This is a genomic window from Flavobacterium ginsenosidimutans (assembly GCF_037478105.1).
Lineage (GTDB): Bacteria > Bacteroidota > Bacteroidia > Flavobacteriales > Flavobacteriaceae > Flavobacterium > Flavobacterium ginsenosidimutans.
On sequence record NZ_CP147988.1, the window covers coordinates 201621 to 220220 of the forward strand.

At 33.7% G+C, this 18600-nt stretch carries 17 protein-coding genes and 1 tRNA gene; 10 read left to right on the top strand and 8 right to left on the bottom strand.

Annotated elements, in window-relative coordinates:
- The first annotated feature begins 11 nt into the window (after positions 1-11).
- On the top strand, positions 12-845 hold the full coding sequence (locus V6624_RS01000; RefSeq protein ID WP_338840617.1) for a GIN domain-containing protein: 834 nt from the start codon (positions 12-14) through the stop codon (positions 843-845).
- A 164-nt stretch (positions 846-1009) separates the two neighbouring features.
- Here V6624_RS01000 and trxB read toward each other — a convergent pair whose 3' ends face one another.
- The gene (gene trxB, locus V6624_RS01005) at positions 1010-1957 is read right to left on the bottom strand and encodes a thioredoxin-disulfide reductase (RefSeq protein ID WP_111285729.1); all 948 of its coding nucleotides are present in this window, start codon (positions 1955-1957) and stop codon (positions 1010-1012) included.
- Positions 1958-2208: 251 nt separating this feature from the next.
- Here trxB and V6624_RS01010 point away from each other — a divergent pair.
- Positions 2209-2283 (top strand) — tRNA-Pro (locus V6624_RS01010).
- A gap of 239 nt (positions 2284-2522) precedes the next feature.
- On the opposite strand, the gene V6624_RS01015 is transcribed toward V6624_RS01010, so the two are convergent.
- On the bottom strand, positions 2523-4670 hold the full coding sequence (locus V6624_RS01015) for a hypothetical protein (RefSeq protein ID WP_338840619.1): 2148 nt from the start codon (positions 4668-4670) through the stop codon (positions 2523-2525).
- A gap of 240 nt (positions 4671-4910) precedes the next feature.
- Here V6624_RS01015 and V6624_RS01020 point away from each other — a divergent pair, with 240 nt between their 5' ends.
- The 7 genes from V6624_RS01020 (at position 4911) to V6624_RS01050 (ending at position 10821) form a co-directional block, all read left to right on the top strand.
- Positions 4911-5315, top strand: a complete 405-nt coding sequence (locus V6624_RS01020; RefSeq protein WP_111285725.1) for a septal ring lytic transglycosylase RlpA family protein — start codon at positions 4911-4913, stop codon at positions 5313-5315.
- Between the two features lie 219 nt (positions 5316-5534).
- On the top strand, positions 5535-6302 hold the full coding sequence (locus V6624_RS01025) for a ParA family protein (protein ID WP_111285723.1): 768 nt from the start codon (positions 5535-5537) through the stop codon (positions 6300-6302).
- A 5-nt stretch (positions 6303-6307) separates the two neighbouring features.
- Positions 6308-7210, top strand: a complete 903-nt coding sequence (locus V6624_RS01030; protein WP_111285721.1) for a ParB/RepB/Spo0J family partition protein — start codon at positions 6308-6310, stop codon at positions 7208-7210.
- A complete protein-coding gene (locus V6624_RS01035; RefSeq protein ID WP_111285719.1) occupies positions 7210-7770 on the top strand; it encodes a DUF5683 domain-containing protein in 561 nt (186 codons plus the stop codon). The genes V6624_RS01030 and V6624_RS01035 overlap by 1 nt, the downstream gene beginning before the upstream one ends.
- Positions 7771-7809: 39 nt before the next feature.
- Positions 7810-8511 (top strand): 4-hydroxy-tetrahydrodipicolinate reductase, encoded by a 702-nt coding sequence (dapB, locus tag V6624_RS01040; RefSeq protein ID WP_111285717.1) that lies wholly within the window; start codon positions 7810-7812, stop codon positions 8509-8511.
- 57 nt (positions 8512-8568) lie between these two features.
- Positions 8569-10122: a signal peptidase I gene (gene lepB / locus V6624_RS01045; protein WP_111285715.1), complete on the top strand. Its 1554-nt coding sequence runs from the start codon at positions 8569-8571 to the stop codon at positions 10120-10122.
- Between the two features lie 84 nt (positions 10123-10206).
- A complete protein-coding gene (locus V6624_RS01050; RefSeq protein WP_111285713.1) occupies positions 10207-10821 on the top strand; it encodes a WbqC family protein in 615 nt (204 codons plus the stop codon).
- Between the two features lie 83 nt (positions 10822-10904).
- Here V6624_RS01050 and V6624_RS01055 read toward each other — a convergent pair whose 3' ends face one another.
- The 6 genes from V6624_RS01055 to V6624_RS01080 form a co-directional block, all read right to left on the bottom strand.
- On the bottom strand, positions 10905-11951 hold the full coding sequence (locus tag V6624_RS01055; RefSeq protein WP_162614941.1) for an endonuclease/exonuclease/phosphatase family protein: 1047 nt from the start codon (positions 11949-11951) through the stop codon (positions 10905-10907).
- Positions 11952-11968: 17 nt separating this feature from the next.
- A complete protein-coding gene (locus V6624_RS01060; protein WP_111285711.1) occupies positions 11969-12832 on the bottom strand; it encodes a rhomboid family intramembrane serine protease in 864 nt (287 codons plus the stop codon).
- 43 nt (positions 12833-12875) lie between these two features.
- A complete protein-coding gene (locus V6624_RS01065) occupies positions 12876-13688 on the bottom strand; it encodes a rhomboid family intramembrane serine protease (protein WP_162614940.1) in 813 nt (270 codons plus the stop codon).
- Positions 13685-15625 carry a DNA mismatch repair endonuclease MutL gene (gene mutL, locus V6624_RS01070; protein WP_111285709.1) on the bottom strand — a complete coding sequence of 647 codons (1941 nt, stop codon included), beginning with the start codon at positions 15623-15625 and terminating at the stop codon, positions 13685-13687. Before mutL ends, V6624_RS01065 begins: the two co-directional genes overlap by 4 nt.
- Positions 15626-15790: 165 nt before the next feature.
- Positions 15791-16363, bottom strand: coding sequence for a 6,7-dimethyl-8-ribityllumazine synthase (gene ribH, locus V6624_RS01075; protein WP_111285707.1), 573 nt, complete (start codon positions 16361-16363; stop codon positions 15791-15793).
- 85 nt (positions 16364-16448) lie between these two features.
- Positions 16449-17228 carry a tetratricopeptide repeat protein gene (locus V6624_RS01080; RefSeq protein ID WP_111285705.1) on the bottom strand — a complete coding sequence of 260 codons (780 nt, stop codon included), beginning with the start codon at positions 17226-17228 and terminating at the stop codon, positions 16449-16451.
- Between the two features lie 241 nt (positions 17229-17469).
- Here V6624_RS01080 and recF point away from each other — a divergent pair, with 241 nt between their 5' ends.
- Positions 17470-18549: a DNA replication/repair protein RecF gene (gene recF, locus V6624_RS01085; RefSeq protein WP_111285701.1), complete on the top strand. Its 1080-nt coding sequence runs from the start codon at positions 17470-17472 to the stop codon at positions 18547-18549.
- Positions 18550-18600 lie beyond the last annotated feature (51 nt).

Below are 18600 nucleotides of genomic sequence, written 5' to 3' on the forward strand. Positions count from 1 at the left end.
ATCTAGAATTAATGAAAAAAAGTACAGCGCTGCTCCTATTATTATTTGTTACAGCATTCACTTTTGCACAAAAAAGAGAAAAAATTAAAGGTTCTAAAATTGTAACTACTTCAGTAAAAGAAGTTGGCAGTTTTGATGCCCTTGAAGTCGATGATAATCTTGAAGTTTATCTAGAACAAGGAGAGAAAAATGAAATTAAAATTGAAGCCGATGATAACCTTCATGATATCATTGGAATGGATTTAAGAGAAAAAACACTTCGATTATATACTAATAAAGAATCGACTATTTTTAAGAAACTAGCAGTTAAGGTTACTTACACTAAATCATTAAACAAAGTAATCACTAAAAATGAAGCTGTTGTTTATGCGATTCAGGAATTGCAATTGGATGATATCACAATGAATTCTCTTGACTTTTCTAAATTATACTTGAACGTAAATTCGAAAAAATTCACTTTAATTGCAGATGATAAATCTAAAACAGAGTTGAATTTAAAAGCCGAAGAAGGAACTTTACAATTGAGTAAAAATGCTATTGTGAAAACATTAGTTTCTGCTATAAAATTTAAATGTGATTTGTACCAAAAAGCAAGTGCTGCTGTTGAAGGTATTGCAGAAAAAGCAACTATTAGATTAGACAATAACTCTACATTTACTGGAGTAAAATTTACTTTGAAAGATGCGAATGTTACTGCTGAAAGTAATGCAGTAGGAAGTATTTTTGCTGAAACAACACTTTCGCTAGCTGTGGGTGATAAAGCAGAAATTTCTCTTTTTGGAAGTCCTGCAATTCAGCTTACTCGTTTTTCTGAAGAAGCAAAGTTGTTTAAGAAAGTTAAGTAGTCGCAGTTCTCAGTCGCAGTTCTCAGTCGCAGTTTACAGTCTGAAAATTTTGCATAAAATAAAAGTCCCAATCGTAAAATGATTGGGACTTTTTTATTTTTAAAGTCTAGTTCTGTTTAAATTCCAATAAACTGAAAACTGCGACTGTGACTGAATACTTTAAATTATTCTTTAGAAGCTAAATATCTTTCAGCATCTAATGCTGCCATACAACCTGTACCTGCAGCAGTAATTGCCTGACGATAAACATGATCTGCAGCATCACCAGCAACAAAAACACCTTCTACATTTGTTTTAGATGTTCCTGGAGTATTTACGATATAACCAGTTTCATCTAGTGTAATGTAATCTTTAAAAATATCTGTATTTGGTTTGTGACCAATTGCCACGAAGAAACCAGTTGCAGGAATTTCGATTGTTTCGCCAGTTGTTTTGTTTAAAGCTTTAATAGCATGAACTACATTATTATCTCCAAGAACTTCAACAGTATCGTGATTCATTAAAATTTCAATGTTTTCTGTTTTACGAACACGTTCTTCCATAATTTTAGAAGCTCTGAATTTTTCACTTCTAACCAACATGGTTACTTTTTTACAAAGTTTAGATAAGTAATGCGCTTCTTCACAAGCAGAATCTCCTGCTCCAACAATAACAACATCTTGGTTTCTGTAGAAGAATCCGTCGCAAACAGCACAAGCAGAAACTCCACCACCCATATTTAAGTAATGCTGTTCTGATGGTAATCCTAAATATTTAGCCGAAGCACCTGTAGAAATAATTACAGTTTCACAGTGTAATTCGATTGTATCGTTAATCCAAACTTTATGAATATCTCCAGAAAAATCAACTTTTGTTGCCCAACCATCACGAATATCAGCACCAAAACGTTTTGCTTGTTCTTGTAACTGAATCATCATTTCTGGCCCTGTAACTCCATCAACATACCCAGGAAAGTTTTCAACCTCATTAGTTGTAGTCAATTGACCACCAGGTTGCATTCCTTGATATAATACTGGATTCATGTTAGCTCTAGCCGCATAAATAGCCGCAGTATAACCTGCAGGGCCAGAACCTATAATAAGGCATTTAATTTTTTCGATTGTATTTGACATAGTAATAGTTTTTTTGAGTTGCAAATGTAAACTTTATTATAAAAAATAACGTCGAAATTAAATCTGAAATAGCTATCTCAAAATAAGTTTTATTTATTTTTGCTTTTTGCTTTTGTAAACGAAATTTATTTATATCTTTGCATCCGCTTTCGGGCAGTACAGCAAAACATCTTCGGGGTGTAGCGTAGCCCGGTTATCGTGTCCCGCTCTAAGACGGGAAGACCACAGTAACGACCAATAAGCAAATGCTACGGGGTGTAGCGTAGCCCGGTTATCGCGCCTGCTTTGGGAGCAGGAGGCCGCAGGTTCGAATCCTGCCACCCCGACAAAAGTCTTTTCATTTTTTGAAAAGACTTTTTTTTTGCTTTAAACTCAGATAAAAAACTTTGCGCCTTTATTAGCTATCCCTTAAACATACTAGAAACGAAATAAATAGTATTCGCCACGAATTCACGAATTTTCTTTTTAAATACTTTATCTAATATTATGCGAATTAATTCGAATAAATAATCGCGAAGATTTGAAAAAATAATTCGTGAATTCGTGGCGAAAAAAATCGTTCTTACTATTTTTCCATACTTATATAAGCAGGATAAGATTCTCCTTTAGGTAAAATAAATTCTTCATCAAAAGGCTGTATTCCTTCACTATTAGTATATAATGTCACACGTTTTGCACCAGTTGCTGTGCTTCCGCCAGTACTATTTACAACATTTTGAATATTCCCTGGACCAGCAAAACGAGTAATACACATTTTCTCCAATTTTACATTTGGGCTATTCGGAATTTCATAACCGTTTTTCTTATTCACATTCCCATCTGTTCCAGTAAAAACGGCATAAGACCCCATTCCGATACTTTGATGTTCTTTTACAGTATTAGCAACTTTAAAAGCCGCATAACCATCAACTTTACCTCCTTGACTGCTCCAGCTCGCCTGATTTGGCGCATCGTACGGAGGTTCATTCTGAAAGAAATAAGTTCTTCCTCGTTCTCCCATCCATATCACTTCATATTCTTGATAATGTTCAACAAATAATCCATAAAGTGTAACATCATCTCCAGCAACTATAAGTCCGTTTTTACATCTGTCTCTTGTCCAGCGTGCATCTCCTCCTTTTTGCGAACCATGATCGGCACGCCACAACCAAAAATGATCACCCACAACATTATTACTATTTATCTGCATGGAAGCTTGTATCTGGATATTTTTTGATTGAACTCCACCCACACGGCAAGTAATATCACTAAGCAAAATAGGACCTGTAGCATGATCTGCATTTGCTCCTTCATTACCAATTCTAACTTGATAAGTTGTACTATTTAGTGAATCCATCAAAAGTCCGGCAATGATAATTCCGTCTTTATCATCAGCATAAATACAACCCCAAGTATTTTTTTCAGTCGGTTCTAAAGTTACCGAAGCAATTCCAGCCCCGAGAAGAATAGCATCTTTTCTATTTACTTGTATTGGCGCATTCAACGAATAATGCCCAGGCGTAAAAAATATATTCTTACCTGATTTTAATGCAGCATTAATTTCTACATCAGTATCACCTTCTTTAGCAACATACCAGCTTATAATCAAATCTTGGACATTACCTTTTCCCATATCCGTTGCTGTCCAAGAAGTTCCTACTCGATCTTTTTGCCATGCTGGAATAAACATTTTGTATTCTCCATCTTTATCTATAAACAGAAAAGGTTTTTCTCTAATAATAGGAGTTGTAGAAACTGGAGAATTGGCATCATCCGCTTTTGGCGGATTAACACATCCTTGCCAAACCATATTGTATGAACCTCCCATTGCTCCTGAACCAGAAGGAAAAACGGTATTTCTCGTATACCATTGCTGTTGTCCGCCCCAGTTTGGCCTGTCAGATGTGTAATGAGTATCAGCAATAAAACCGCCACTTCCCCAAAAATTTGTATTTCCAACATCTGAAATATATTTCGAAGTGCTATCAATAAGAAGCCTTCTTGCGCTGGTTGATTGAGAAACAGTCCATGAAAAATCGCGCATTACTTCTACATTTTCTACCGAACGCCAAAATGTACAAGTAGCATTTGCTCCACCAGAAAGATGAGGCCTAGTAAATATAGAACCCAATTTAACATCTGATGGCACTTTACCCAAACCTCCAATATGAGAATAAAATCCCAATTCTATTGAATTAGCCTCCACCGAAGAAGCAGAACCTGACCCACCAACATCATAAGTCTGTCCGTCAACATTTGCTTTAAAATAATATGCCTGACGTTTTGTTGTCCATTCTCCATTTGCTCCTCCTAAACCAATTGCACCAAAATGCGAATTAATTTCATTTCGGGCTGTTTCAACTTTTTCATACTTTCTGTCGTATAAATATAGGTTATCACCAAAAATTTGATTTTCCAGCGAAATTATTATGGTTGTGTCATTACGCGTAATTTTATAATAGTTCTCGTATTTATCTGTATTCGGTTTATTATCTGTAAATGTCAATTTGGAAGTAGACCCAACTGATACAAATTCTGATGCCAAACGACTTCCTCCTCTACTAATTATATAATTTCCAGAAGAACCAAAAGCCGACCACGATAATGTTATACTGTGTTTTTTCTTGTTATAAATAATTTTTCGTTCGATCTTGTTTTCATGTTTTATTTCAACAGACGAATTCGGTGAGACAAAGCTGGAAAGCATAAACACTGACACGAATGTTAGAAACATTGAGTTTACTTTTTTAATCATAAAAATGTTTGTTTTTTGTGGTTTGATAGTATGTAATTGCTGTAGTTTTTAGAAAGCCCAAAATAGCAATAATCTTTAACCCGTGTCTTTACATATTTCTTATCAAAAACTATACAAAGCCCGTATTTTGTCCTTTAATGACATAAATAAACCTTTTTGAAGATGTCCATTTTTCTTCAATAACTTTCTTTTGCCAGTTTAATCGAAAGGGAAAATAAAATGAAAAAGATTCTATTGTTTACTGCTATAGTTTTTTCTAATATCATAATCGCGCAAGAAAAGAACACGACTTCTGTGGATTCATGTTCAGCAGCAAAAGAAGGCGTATTATACAAGACAAATGCACACGCTTCTTATTATCATGATAAATTTAACGGAAGAAAAACCGCAAGTGGAAAAAGATTTAACAACAATGATTTTACTGCTGCACATAAAAAATTTCCTTTTGGCACAATATTAAAAGTCACAAACGAAATAAATAAGAAATTTGTAATCGTAGAAATTACAGACAGAGGCCCTTTTATTAATGGAAGAGAAATTGATCTCAGCAAAAGAGCATTTATGGAAATCGCTTCTAATAAAAAAAGTGGTTTAGTTTATGTCACTATCGAAATTTTAAAATAACACCTTTTCTTCAAAATAAAATTTAATTCTTGTCATTTTATTGAAAGAACCTCACCTAAATTGGTCAAAATATTGCTAATAATCTTATTCATAACTAAAATTATTTTCAAGCAAACACCCATGAAACCCCGATTAAGCAAAGTTTCACAAATGTTAACAAAATAGATTTTCAAAAACCATAAATAATTGTATTTTTACGGTTCAAAATTCAGAAAATAAATGGGCAAAATCATTGCTATTGCTAATCAAAAAGGAGGCGTTGGAAAGACTACTACATCAGTCAATCTAGCTGCCGCATTAGGTGTTTTAGAAAAAAAAGTATTATTGATCGATGCTGATCCTCAAGCCAATGCTACATCTGGCCTTGGAATTGACGTAGAAACAGTTGAAACTGGAACGTACCAAATTCTTGAGCATACTGTAACACCAAAAGAAGCCGTTTTAAAATGTACAGCTCCAAATGTTGACGTGATACCTGCTCACATTGACCTTGTTGCTATCGAAATTGAATTGGTTGACAAAGAAAACCGCGAGTATATGCTTAAAAAAGCATTAGAAGAGGCAAAACAAGAATATGATTATATCATTATCGACTGCGCACCTTCTCTAGGTTTGTTAACATTGAATGCTTTAACAGCGTCTGATTCTGTAGTTATTCCTATTCAGTGCGAGTATTTTGCACTTGAGGGATTAGGAAAATTATTGAACACTATTAAAAGTATTCAGAAAATCCACAACCCAGATCTTGACATTGAAGGTTTATTATTAACAATGTACGATTCAAGATTACGTTTATCTAATCAGGTTGTAGAAGAGGTTCAAAAACACTTTAACGATATGGTTTTTGATACCGTAATTCAGCGAAATGTTAAATTAAGTGAAGCTCCAAGTTTTGGTGAAAGTATCATTAATTATGATGCAACAAGCAAAGGTGCAGTGAACTATATTCATTTAGCCCAAGAAATTATAAAGAAAAACAGTAAATAGTTTTTATGACAAAAGTAATTAAAAAACAAGCCTTAGGAAGAGGATTATCTGCCTTATTGAAAGATCCGGAAAACGACATTAAATCAGTAGAAGACAAAAATGCTGACAAAGTTGTTGGAAATATCATTGAATTGGAAATAAGCGCGATCGAGATAAATCCGTTTCAGCCTAGAAGCAATTTTAATGAAGAATCATTACGTGAATTAGCCACTTCTATTAAAGAACTTGGGGTAATTCAACCTATTACTGTTCGTAAATTAGATTTTAATAAATACCAGTTAATCTCTGGAGAACGTCGTCTTCGTGCTTCTACATTAGTAGGTTTAACACACGTTCCTGCTTACATTCGTATTGCAAATGACAACGAATCATTGGTTATGGCCTTGGTTGAAAACATCCAACGTCATGACTTAGATCCAATTGAGATTGCTTTATCATACCAACGTTTGATCGACGAAATTCAATTAACTCAAGAACAAATGAGTGAAAGAGTTGGAAAAAAACGTTCGACAATTGCCAACTACTTACGCCTATTAAAATTAGATCCGATTATCCAAACAGGTATTCGTGATGGTTTTATTAGTATGGGACACGGTAGAGCAATTATCAACATCGAAGATTTAGACGTTCAAACTGATATTTACCAAAAAATAGTTAGCCAAAACTTATCTGTTCGTGAAACAGAGGCTTTAGTTAAAAATTACCATGAAGGTCAGCAACCAAAAGCAGAAGGAAAACCAAAAGCTGATTCTGCATTTGTTGTTAGAGAAACTCAGAAAAATACTTTCAACGATTATTTTGGCTCAAAAGTTGATATAAAAGTTGCCGGTAACGGAAAAGGAAAAATTACAATTCCATTTAATTCTGAAGCTGACTTTAACAGAATTATAAAATTAATAAACGGATAGTGAATAAGATTGTCCCCATTGGTCTATTGTTCTTTCTAACAGGAACCGTTTCTCTTTTTGCCCAGGTAAAAAAAGACACGGTTTTGGTCGTAAAAGACACTACTGCATTACAAGAAATAGATCCGCTTACACCAGCAAAAGCAGCTTTTTATTCTGCTATTTTACCAGGTTTAGGCCAAGCATACAATAAAAAATATTGGAAAATTCCGTTGGTCTATGGAGCAATCGGAACAAGTTTGTATTTCTACATAGACAACAACAAAAAGTACCACGAATATCGTGATGCCTACAAAAGAAGATTAGAAGGCTATAACGATGACGATTATCAATTTCTTGATGATGACCGACTTATCGCTGGACAGAAATTTTACCAAAGAAATAGAGATCTATCTGCTTTATTTGTTGTTGGATTTTATGTTTTAAACATTATTGACGCCAATGTCGACGCAGCTTTGATACAGTTTAACGTAAACGAAAGGCTTTCAATGCGACCAGAAATTTACCCCGCCGACGTAACATTTAAACCAAATGTCGGACTAACTTTTAATTATAAGTTTTAATAGATCTGTTCTATTAAAAAAAATCAAAAATATATCATAATGAAAATTGCGCTTTTAGGATACGGAAAAATGGGTAAAGTAATTGAACGAATTGCTTTAGAAAGAGGTCATGAAATAGTTTTAAGAAAAGATGAATTTAATACCTATGACGGACTTTCAACAGCTGATGTTGCCATTGATTTCAGCGTTCCATCAGCGGCAGTAAGTAATATTTCTGCTTCTTTCAATGCTAATGTTCCTGTAGTTTCAGGAACAACTGGATGGTTAGAACATTATGATGAAATGATTGCGCTTTGCAATGAGAAAAAAGGAGGTTTTATTTCTAGTTCAAACTTCAGTTTGGGAGTAAATGTTTTCTTTGGCTTAAATGAATATTTAGCAAAAATCATGAAACAATTTGATTCTTATAAAGTTTCAATGGAAGAAATTCATCATATCCACAAATTGGATGCTCCAAGCGGAACTGCGATTTCTTTAGCTCAAGGTGTAATCCAAAACAGCAATTATGCTAATTGGACGATGGAAGATGCTAAAGCAAACGAAATTCGTATTGAAGCAAAAAGAATTGGAGAAGTTCCTGGAACTCACACCGTAAATTATGACTCTCCTATTGACAGTATCGAAATAAAACACACTGCACACAACCGCGAAGGTTTTGCTCTTGGTGCTGTTGTTGCCGCAGAATGGCTTGCTGGAAAGCAAGGGATTTTCTCAATGAAAGATGTACTAAACTTACAATAAATTGAATAAAGTTTTGGATTGCTAAAATCCTGAATTTAAAACTTAAAATACAATATTATGACACTTTACTCTTGGTTCGTATTTTTCTTAGCTGTTCAAATCATCCATTTCCTTGGAACTTGGAAATTATATCAGGCAGCGGGAAGAAAAAGCTGGGAAGCAGCAATTCCGGTATACAATTCAATCGTATTAATGAAAATTATCGGGCGCCCTACATGGTGGACCTTATTGCTTTTTATTCCGATTATCAACTTAATTATGTTTCCAGTTGTATGGGTAGAAACTTTAAGAACTTTTGGTAAAAGATCAACTTTAGATACTATTTTAGGTCTTTTCACTCTAGGTTTTTACATCTATGTTGTCAATTATACTCAGAAATTAGAGTATAATAAAGACCGTAAATTAACTCCCGAAAACAAGACAGCTGACACTATTAGTTCTTTGCTGTTTGCTATTATTGTAGCAACTTTGGTACACACTTATGTTGTACAGCCTTACACAATCCCGACATCATCTTTAGAAAAATCTTTGCTAATTGGTGATTTCTTATTTGTGAGCAAAATAAATTACGGCCCTAGAGTACCAATGACAACGGTAGCTTTACCAATGGTTCACGATTCTATACCCTTAACTAAAAGAAAATCTTATTTAAGCTGGCCTCAACTACCATATTTTAGACTACCAGCAATCGAAAAAATAAACCGATGTGACATAGTTGTCTTCAACTGGCCGGTCGATACGGTTCATTATTTCTTTGAGCCAAAAGGAAGACCAGGCGTTATCAAACCTATCGATAAAAAATCGAATTACGTAAAAAGATGCGTTGGTATCCCTGGAGACAGTTTATCAATAAAAGATGGTTTTGTTTACATTAACGGGAAAAAATTAGTTTTACCAGAAAGAGCTAAACCACAATATTCTTATTTAGTCGCTTTAGACGGAAAAACTTCTATTGATTTCGAAAATCTATTCAAAGAACTAGATATTACAGATCCAGCAGGTTTTAGAACAGAAAAAAGAGATACACTTTTCTTAGGTGCATTGACAGAAGCTGGCGCTGAAAGATTTAAAAACACTCCCGGAGTTACTGCTGTAATAAGACAGGTTGATAAAGGAAATAACAATGCTATCTTCCCTCATATCAACAGATGGAACCAAGATAACATGGGGCCAATTTATATTCCTCAAGCAGGAAAAACGGTAGCTTTGACAAATGAATCACTTCCTTTCTACAAAGAAATCATTACAAACTACGAAGGAAATACATTAGCTTTAGAAGGTTCTAAATTTTTAATTAACGGAAAACCAACAACGACATACACCTTCAAACAAAACTATTATTGGATGATGGGAGATAACCGTCACAATTCTGAAGATAGCCGTTATTGGGGATACGTTCCTGAAGATCACATCGTAGGAAAACCAGTTTTCATTTGGATGAGTTGGGATACCAACGGAAAAGGCATCAATAAAGTTCGCTGGAGCAGAGTATTTACAACTGTAGATGGTGAAGGCCAACCTCACTCTTACTTTAAATACTTCTTAATACTTCTTGCTATCTATTTCGTAGGAGATTTTATCTGGAAAAAGAGAAGAGAAAATAAAGCATAAAACGTTAATTCGTTAAACTGTAAAATCGTTTAATCGTTCTCAAAAAGTACGGTTAAACGATTTACCGATTAAACTTAAATCATCATGAATTCCTTAATACTTCCAACTTATTTCCCATCAATTAGTCATTTTGCTGTAATTGCGCAATCTGACAGCATTACTTTTGAAATGGAAGATAATTTCCAGAAACAGACTAATAGAAACAGAACCTATATCTATAGTCCAAACGGAATTCAATTATTAAACATACCCGTTAAGCATTCTAAAGAAACGCATCAAAAGACAAAAGACATTTTGATCGAAAATGAATTTGATTGGCAGAAACAGCATTTTAAATCATTAGAAGCTGCATATAGAAGTTCTCCTTTCTTTGAGTACTTTGAAGACGACATTGTGACTATTTTCGAGAAAAAGCACACCTTTTTAATGGATCTTAATTTCGAAGTTTTTGACACCGTAACAAAATGCCTTAGAATGAAATTAGAGTTCGGAAGAACAACTGAATACTTTCACGAAGCACAAGACTTTACAGATTTCAGGTATTTAGCAAATGGAAAAAAAGACACTAATTCTTTCGAAAAATATACTCAGGTTTTTGATGACAAACACGGTTTCATCAATAATTTAAGTGTTTTAGACTTACTTTTTAACGAAGGGAAATTTGCTATTGATTACCTAAAAACACAGAAAATCATATAAATTATGAATTGTAAGTTATGAGTTATGAATTCTCATAATCCCCTTAACTTTTGTCTTTCCACTTTTAACTTTCGGCTAATAAATTATTCCATAGAAAGTCTTGTCATAATCGGATAATGATCTGAATTTTCGAAGTCAGAAAAACTTTCAAATTCCTTTACTTTCATTTTACTATCTGTAAAAATGTAGTCAATTCTAGCAGGATAATATTTGAATTTATAAGTTGCGCCAAAACCTCCGCCAGCTTCTTCAAAAGCATCTTTTAGCTTTCCTTTGATATTTCTATAAACATACGAAAACGGACTGTTATTCATATCTCCACAAATAATCATTGGAGTTTTACATTTTTTGATATGCTCTTTAAAAATCTCAGCCTGTTCTTGCTGTTGCTCGAATCCTTTGCTGATTCTGCCATAAATACGCTGCGATTTCTTTTGGTTTACATTATCAATATCATCTGATATTTCACTTACATCAGGAGAAATCTTAATTGATTGCAAGTGCATATTGTAAACACGTATAATATCTTTTCCGCGTTTAATATCAGCATAAACTACATTGTTATCTGATTTTGGAAAAACAATATTTCCTTCCTCGATAATAGGAAATTTAGAAAAAATAGCCTGTCCTGTTTTGATTTTTTTTCCATCAATAAAAATATAACGATGCGGATATACTTTTAAGTCCAAATGCGCCGAATTTGAATATTCTTGGATACATAAAATATCTGGATCTTTTTCGTCTATAAAAGCTTTTATGTTTGACGGAATATCATCTCGGTCTAGCCATTTAAAAACATTAAAAAGACGTACGTTATAACTCATTACAGAAAAATCTTTTTCGTCTTCCACATACTCTTTAGCAGAGAATTTATAAAACTTACTGATAAATGTAATTCCTGTCAGCAAAACCAGACCAGATAAAATAAGGCGTTTTTTAAACTGAATTGCCCAATAAACAAAGAACAATCCATTTGCCACAAAAAAGGCTGGCATAAACAAAGTAAGCACCGATAAAAGTGGGAAACTTTTAGGTGCTAAAAAAGGTAAAACATAGACGCTAAATGTAAGCACAGTTAGGACTATGTTCAAAAAGAACATTACTTTATTAAACCAAGAAAGGTTTTTCATATTTATCTCCTACAAGTTTATTTTCCAGCTTTAAATAAAAACTCTTTTTCTTCTTTTGTCAGACAATCATATCCTGATTGGCTGATTTTATCCAAAATCTCATCAATTTGTTGTTGCGTTTTGTCTTTTGTTACAATTCTTGATGTCGTTTTTTCTGTAGGTTTTTTGTAATTTTTATGAACTTTTCTAAATGGGGTCGAAGGAGATTTTCTAAAAAGATTTGCAAAGAAATCTAAAGTTTTAGAAACAATGGTACTTAAGTCGGTACCGTTTTGAAGTAATTTAATGTACGCAAATCCGAAGAATGCTCCAGCCAAATGCGAAATATGTCCGCCCATGTTTCCTAAACGGAACTGCATTAAATCTAAAATTATAATTACTGCTGTAATGTGCCAAAGTTTTACATTTCCAAATAAAAATAGTCGAACATCCATTAACGGAGAATAGGTCGTTGCTGCTACTAAAATTGCCATAATAGCCGCCGAAGCCCCCACAATAGAGCCACTGATATTAGAAAAATAAAAACTTAATGCAAAAGCTACTCCAGCAAAAAGAGCGCTTAAAAGATATAATCCTAAATATTGCTTTTGAGTGAAATACGTTAGAAACAATGTACTTGCAAAATTAAGAACCATCATATTAAATAACAGATGAAAAAATCCGTCGTGAAAAAAAGCATAGGTTAAAAGTGTCCACGGTTTGAACATGAAAACCTGAGGATCGGATGACAAAGCAATCCAGCTAGGAAAATCAAACTGACCAATTGAAAATTGATAGAAAAAAATAAGAGATACAATAAAACATGCGATGTTCCAATACATAACACGCATAGCAATACCCCCCAATCTATACTGTAATTTTAAATCGTCTAGAATATTCATAGAAACTTTTTTTGTTTTATAATTCGTACTTTAAAGTTAAAAATTAATTCCAACGATTGTTATTAAACTGATTTTTTTTCCAGTAAAGCATCATTAAAAAACCTGCAATTGCACCACCAACATGGGCAAAGTGCGCAATTCCAGTTCCACCGCTACCAAACAAAGAACTTCCTTTAAATCCTAAAAATAAGTCAATTGCTAAAATTCCAGGAACAAAATATTTTGCTTTAATTGGAACAGGAATAAACAATAAAGCAAGCTGCGCATTTGGAAACATAAATGCAAAAGCTGTAAGTAAGCCATAAATTGCTCCAGAAGCTCCTAAAACAGGTGACTGAACTATTGAACTTGCCTGAGCCAAAGAATTAAATTGCTCTTGAGTGCAATGTGCTTTACTTAAAATATTAGAAACTTCTCCCTGAACCATTTTTCCGCTAGAATCAAATAGAGAAGAATAATCTGCATTTAAAATCAAATGAAGTTCTGATTTAGATAAATTCAGATCAGATACAGAACTTAAAAGAGATTGTAACTGTAAATAATTCACACCAGTATGAAGTAATGCCGCACCTAATCCGCATGAAATATAGAAAAACAAGAATTTTTTTCCGCCCCAAAAATGCTCTAATGCAGAACCAAAACTATATAATGCAAACATATTAAATAAAATGTGAGCAAAATTAGGTAATGGCGCATGCATAAACATGTGTGAAATGATCTGCCACATTCTAAAATTATCACTCTCTGGATAATACATCATTAAATAATCATACGAAACTGGCACTAACTGAGAGCCAATAAAGAATATAATATTTATAATTAGCAGTTGTTTAACTACTGGTGTAATATTCATCATAATGCAAACTTTTTATCTATATCTTCCACACGCATCGTGATGAAGGTAGGTTTTTGAAAAGGTGAAATATTTGGATCTTTACAAGCAAACAAACCGTTTACTAGATTATCTTGTTCTTTTTCGGTTAAATAAGATCCCGTTTTAACCGCTAAACTTTTGGCCATCGATTTGGCAATTGTATCATTTTGGCTATAACTGTTCGCTGGAATTCCGTCTTGCAAATCACTCAATAACTGTTCGATCACCAAAGGGACTTCACTTTCGGTAATATTTACCGGAATTCCTGAAATCACAACATGGTCTATTTTACTTTCGTCAAAAACAAATCCTGTTGTTGCCAGCGAAGGTTTTAATTCTTCGATTAACTTCATTTCAGATGCCGAATAAAACAAATCCAAAGGAAAAAGCAATTGCTGACTTGCTGCTTGATTTACCGTCATATTCAGCAAAAACTGTTCGTACAAAATACGCTGATGCGCACGCTGTTGATCTACAATAACCATTCCTGATTTTATAGGCGAAACAATGTATTTTTTATGAATTTGATACGTCTTTTGAGTCGCTTGTTCTACCTCATCATCATTGAATAAAGAAGATGTTACTTCTTCATTTTCGAATGTAAAAGGCGAACTTTCTATACTTTCCGGATTTTCAGTATCTAAGCCAACATATAAACTTTCCCAGCTTGCAGTTGGTTCTACTCTTTTTGAATAACCTGAATAAGACGAACCTGAGTAAGATGATCCAGACCCAGAAGACGACGAACCTGAACTGTAACTTGATGACGTTCCAGAGCTAGCTTTGCTGTAATGCTGATTCGTTTTATCATCTGTAAACGGATTAAAAGTCCCATCAACCTGAATCGTAGGTACTTCTGCTTCCATGTCTTTATAATGATAAGGCGTATCTAAGTTAGCATCTCTATCAAAATCTAAAACGGGCGCAACGTTAAATTGTCCTAAACTGTGTTTAATAGACGCTCTTAAAATTGCATATAATGCTTGTTCGTCATCAAACTTAATTTCCGTTTTAGTTGGATGTATATTGATATCAATAGTATTTGGCGGCACTTGCAGATACAAGAAATAACTTGGCTGAGAACCATCTTTCAGCAATCCATCATAAGCAGACATTACTGCGTGATGCAAATAACCGCTTTTTATAAAACGATCGTTTACAAAAAAGAACTGTTCTCCCCTATTTTTCTTAGCAAATTCAGGCTTGCATACAAAACCTTGAATATTTATAATTTCAGTATCCTCGTTTACAGGAACTAGTTTTTCATTAGTTTTTCCAGACATGATACCCACAATTCTCTGACGGTAACCTGATGCTGGAAGATTATATAATTCACTTCCGTTATGATAAAAACTAAAATGAATATTTGGATGTGCTAATGCCACACGCTGAAATTCATCCATTACATGACGAAATTCAACCGTATCTGATTTTAAGAAATTACGGCGAGCAGGAATATTAAAAAATAAGTTTTTAACCGCAAACGAAGTTCCTTTTGGCAAAACAGCCACTTCTTGCGAAACAAATTTACTTCCCTCGATTATAATATGCGTTCCAAGCTCGTCCTGATCTTGTTTGGTTTTCAGCTCCATATGCGCGATCGCAGCAATAGAAGCCAAAGCCTCACCGCGGAAACCTTTTGTTCCAAGTGAAAACAAATCTTCTGCCAAACGGATTTTTGAAGTTGCATGACGGGCAAAACACAAACGTGCATCTGTAACGGTCATTCCAACGCCATTGTCGATAACTTGGACTAAAGATTTACCAGCATCTTTTATAATCAATTTAATATCAGTTGCTTTTGCATCAACGGCATTTTCTAACAACTCTTTTACGACTGAAGCTGGTCTTTGAACCACTTCTCCAGCAGCAATTTGGTTAGCAACGTGATCAGGAAGCAATTGAATAATACTCGACATTAAGCAAAAATAAGTTTAAAGTTTAAATTCGGTTTTTATAAACCAAGAAGTACAAATTTAGTAAATTTTGATTGGCTTTTAGAATAAGAATAATCATAAAAAAAACAAAAAACCTATACTATTGTGACACAGTATAGGTTTTAATATTTTTAAAACAAATGTGTTTTATTCGTTCTCTATTTTTCTAGGAGAATCTTCAATTTGCAATGCCCCAGAAGTCAATAAAGGCTGATTGAAAGCATGAGATATTGAGGCTTGCTGACGAATATAAGCCATTTTGATTGCCGCAATTGCTGCTTCAGTCCCTTTGTTTCCGTGAGCTCCCCCACTTCTATCAATTGACTGTTGCATGTTATTATCTGTTAAAACACAGAAAATAACTGGAATATCAGTTTGAACATTCAAATCTTTAATTCCTTGTGTAACACCTTCGCATACAAAATCAAAATGTTTTGTTTCTCCTTGAATCACACATCCAATTACGATAACTGCGTCAACCTTTTGCGTTTGAAGCATTTTTTTAGCTCCATAAATCAACTCAAAACTTCCTGGAACATTCCAACGGATAATTTGTTGAGCAGGAACGTCACAATCAGTTAAAGCATCAAAAGCACCATTATAAAGTCCTTCTGTTATAGTATCATTCCATTCAGAAACAACAATCCCAAATCGAAAGTCTTTCGCATTTGGGATTGTGTTTTTATCGTATTCTGATAGATTTTTATTTTCAGTAGCCATCTTTTATATTTAAGATTTTAGTTTTTTAATTTCAGATTGTAAAAATACAAATCTAAAATCTAAAATCTTAACTCTACAAATAATATTATTGTGCTAATCCGATCAAAGCATCAACAGATGCTGCTTCTGGAGTACTGTCGTAATTATCTTTAATGTCATTGAAATATTTCAATGCATCTTCTTTTTGTCCTAAAGCTAAAGCAGTTTTTCCTGCTTTTAATAAGAAACGAGGTGTTGTAAAATCGTTTTTGTTAGACTCAGCAGCTTTCACATAAAAATCAAGAGCTTCTTTTTGCTGATTTTTTTGAGAGTAAGCATCTCCAGTTGCACCTTTAGCTAAAGCGCTTAAGATAACGTCTTCAGATTTAAATTCACCTAAATATTTAATCGCCTCATCATATTTACCAGTATTTAAGTAAGCAATACCAGCATAGTAGTTTGCTAAATTTCCAGCGTCAGTTCCAGAATATTCGTCAGCGATTTTAATAAATCCGAATTTACCTTCAGAACCGTTTAATGATAATTTGAATAATGAATCGCTAGAAACACCATTTACAGCTTTTTCAAAATTTTGTTGAGCAACAAACATTTCGCTTGCAGCTTCTTCTTGTTTAGGAGTTGCAATGAATTTTTGGTAAGCCAAATATCCAATTGTAGCAACAGCAATACCAGCCACTAAACCAATAATGATTTTTTGATTTTTAGCCACCCAATCCTCAGTTCTTGAAGCTGTTTCGTCTAATTTTGAGAAAACTCCAGCTGTTGTGCTGTCTTTCTCGTCAATAACTACTTGTTGTTCTTCAGTAACTTCTTTTACTTCCTTTTCTTTTGGTGTCTTATATCCTCTTTTATTGTAAGTTGCCATTTAAAAATTATTTAGTGAACGGCAAAAATAAAATTTTTCTTGAAACTGAGGCAAAAAAAATCAATTTTATCACTATTTTAAAAAAAATATTTTCATGATTCTCTTGTCCTTCCGCGAAAGCGTCAAAATAAATCGGCTGAAGAATACCGTAAAGCCAATTATATCGATAATTTTCGGTAATTTGCAGCCTCAAAATTTTACTGGTCGAAAACGGTAAATTTTTCACATGGAGTCCCGAAAAATGCATTTAAACAAAATCTCTTTATTCAATTATAAAAACTTTTCTGAAGCAAGTTTTGATTTTGACATCAAAATCAACTGTTTTGTGGGAAAAAATGGTATTGGCAAAACCAATGTGCTTGATGCTATTTATCATTTAGCTTACGGAAAAAGCTATTTTAATCCGCTTGCCGTTCAAAATATCAAACATGGCGAAGAGTTTTTTGTCATTGATGCTGAACTGGAAAAGAATGAACGAACAGAACAAATTGTCTGCAGTTTAAAAAAAGGACAAAAAAAGGTTTTAAAGCGAAATGGAAAACCTTATGACAAATTCTCCGATCATATTGGATTTATTCCGTTGGTTATTATTTCGCCCGCAGATAGAGATTTGATCGTTGAAGGAAGCGAAACGCGCCGTAAATTTATGGACAGCGTGATTTCGCAATTAGATTCTACATATTTGCATGAATTGATAAATTATCAAAAAGTGATTACGCAGCGAAATGCTCTTTTGAAATATTTTGCCCTAAATCATGTTTTTGACAACGACACCTTGTCTATATATAATGAACAATTGCAAGGTTACGGAAAATCTATTTTTGAAAAACGAAAAGATTTTCTCGAGCAGTTTATACCTATATTTAATAGACACCATCAGGCGATAACTGGATCTGAGGAAAAGGTTCAGTTGGTTTATGAAAGTCATTTGTTCGAAAAAGACCTTTTAACGCTTTTGCAGGAAAACATCAATAAAGATCGAGCGCTACATTATACAACTGTTGGAACTCATAAAGATGATTTGTCTTTTGAGATTGATTCGCATCCAATAAAAAAATTCGGATCTCAAGGTCAGCAGAAATCATTTCTAATTGCTTTAAAATTGGCTCAATTCGAGTTTTTGAAAAAACAAAGCGGTGTAAAACCTATTCTTTTGTTTGATGATATTTTTGATAAACTGGACGAAACGCGTGTTGCCAAAATTATAGAAATGGTAAATAGCGAGACATTCGGACAGCTTTTTATATCTGATACACATCCAGAAAGAACCGAAGCGATTGTAAAATCGACGCATCAGACTTATAAAATCTTCAATTTATAAGTCTTAAAATTGGTACAATTTGTATCAGTTTTCAGGATCAATCCCAAAATA

Excerpts from the sequence above, each read along its gene's own strand:
- V6624_RS01000 (WP_338840617.1), top strand. The coding sequence starts at position 12 with ATGAAAAAAAGTACAGCGCTGCTCCTATTATTATTTGTTACAGCATTC.
- trxB (WP_111285729.1), bottom strand. The coding sequence starts at position 1,957 with ATGTCAAATACAATCGAAAAAATTAAATGCCTTATTATAGGTTCTGGC.
- V6624_RS01015 (WP_338840619.1), bottom strand. The coding sequence starts at position 4,670 with ATGTTTCTAACATTCGTGTCAGTGTTTATGCTTTCCAGCTTTGTCTCA.
- V6624_RS01020 (WP_111285725.1), top strand. The coding sequence starts at position 4,911 with ATGAAAAAGATTCTATTGTTTACTGCTATAGTTTTTTCTAATATCATA.
- V6624_RS01025 (WP_111285723.1), top strand. The coding sequence starts at position 5,535 with ATGGGCAAAATCATTGCTATTGCTAATCAAAAAGGAGGCGTTGGAAAG.
- V6624_RS01030 (WP_111285721.1), top strand. The coding sequence starts at position 6,308 with ATGACAAAAGTAATTAAAAAACAAGCCTTAGGAAGAGGATTATCTGCC.
- dapB (WP_111285717.1), top strand. The coding sequence starts at position 7,810 with ATGAAAATTGCGCTTTTAGGATACGGAAAAATGGGTAAAGTAATTGAA.
- lepB (WP_111285715.1), top strand. The coding sequence starts at position 8,569 with ATGACACTTTACTCTTGGTTCGTATTTTTCTTAGCTGTTCAAATCATC.
- V6624_RS01050 (WP_111285713.1), top strand. The coding sequence starts at position 10,207 with ATGAATTCCTTAATACTTCCAACTTATTTCCCATCAATTAGTCATTTT.
- V6624_RS01055 (WP_162614941.1), bottom strand. The coding sequence starts at position 11,951 with ATGAAAAACCTTTCTTGGTTTAATAAAGTAATGTTCTTTTTGAACATA.
- V6624_RS01060 (WP_111285711.1), bottom strand. The coding sequence starts at position 12,832 with ATGAATATTCTAGACGATTTAAAATTACAGTATAGATTGGGGGGTATT.
- V6624_RS01065 (WP_162614940.1), bottom strand. The coding sequence starts at position 13,688 with ATGATGAATATTACACCAGTAGTTAAACAACTGCTAATTATAAATATT.
- mutL (WP_111285709.1), bottom strand. The coding sequence starts at position 15,625 with ATGTCGAGTATTATTCAATTGCTTCCTGATCACGTTGCTAACCAAATT.
- ribH (WP_111285707.1), bottom strand. The coding sequence starts at position 16,363 with ATGGCTACTGAAAATAAAAATCTATCAGAATACGATAAAAACACAATC.
- V6624_RS01080 (WP_111285705.1), bottom strand. The coding sequence starts at position 17,228 with ATGGCAACTTACAATAAAAGAGGATATAAGACACCAAAAGAAAAGGAA.
- recF (WP_111285701.1), top strand. The coding sequence starts at position 17,470 with ATGCATTTAAACAAAATCTCTTTATTCAATTATAAAAACTTTTCTGAA.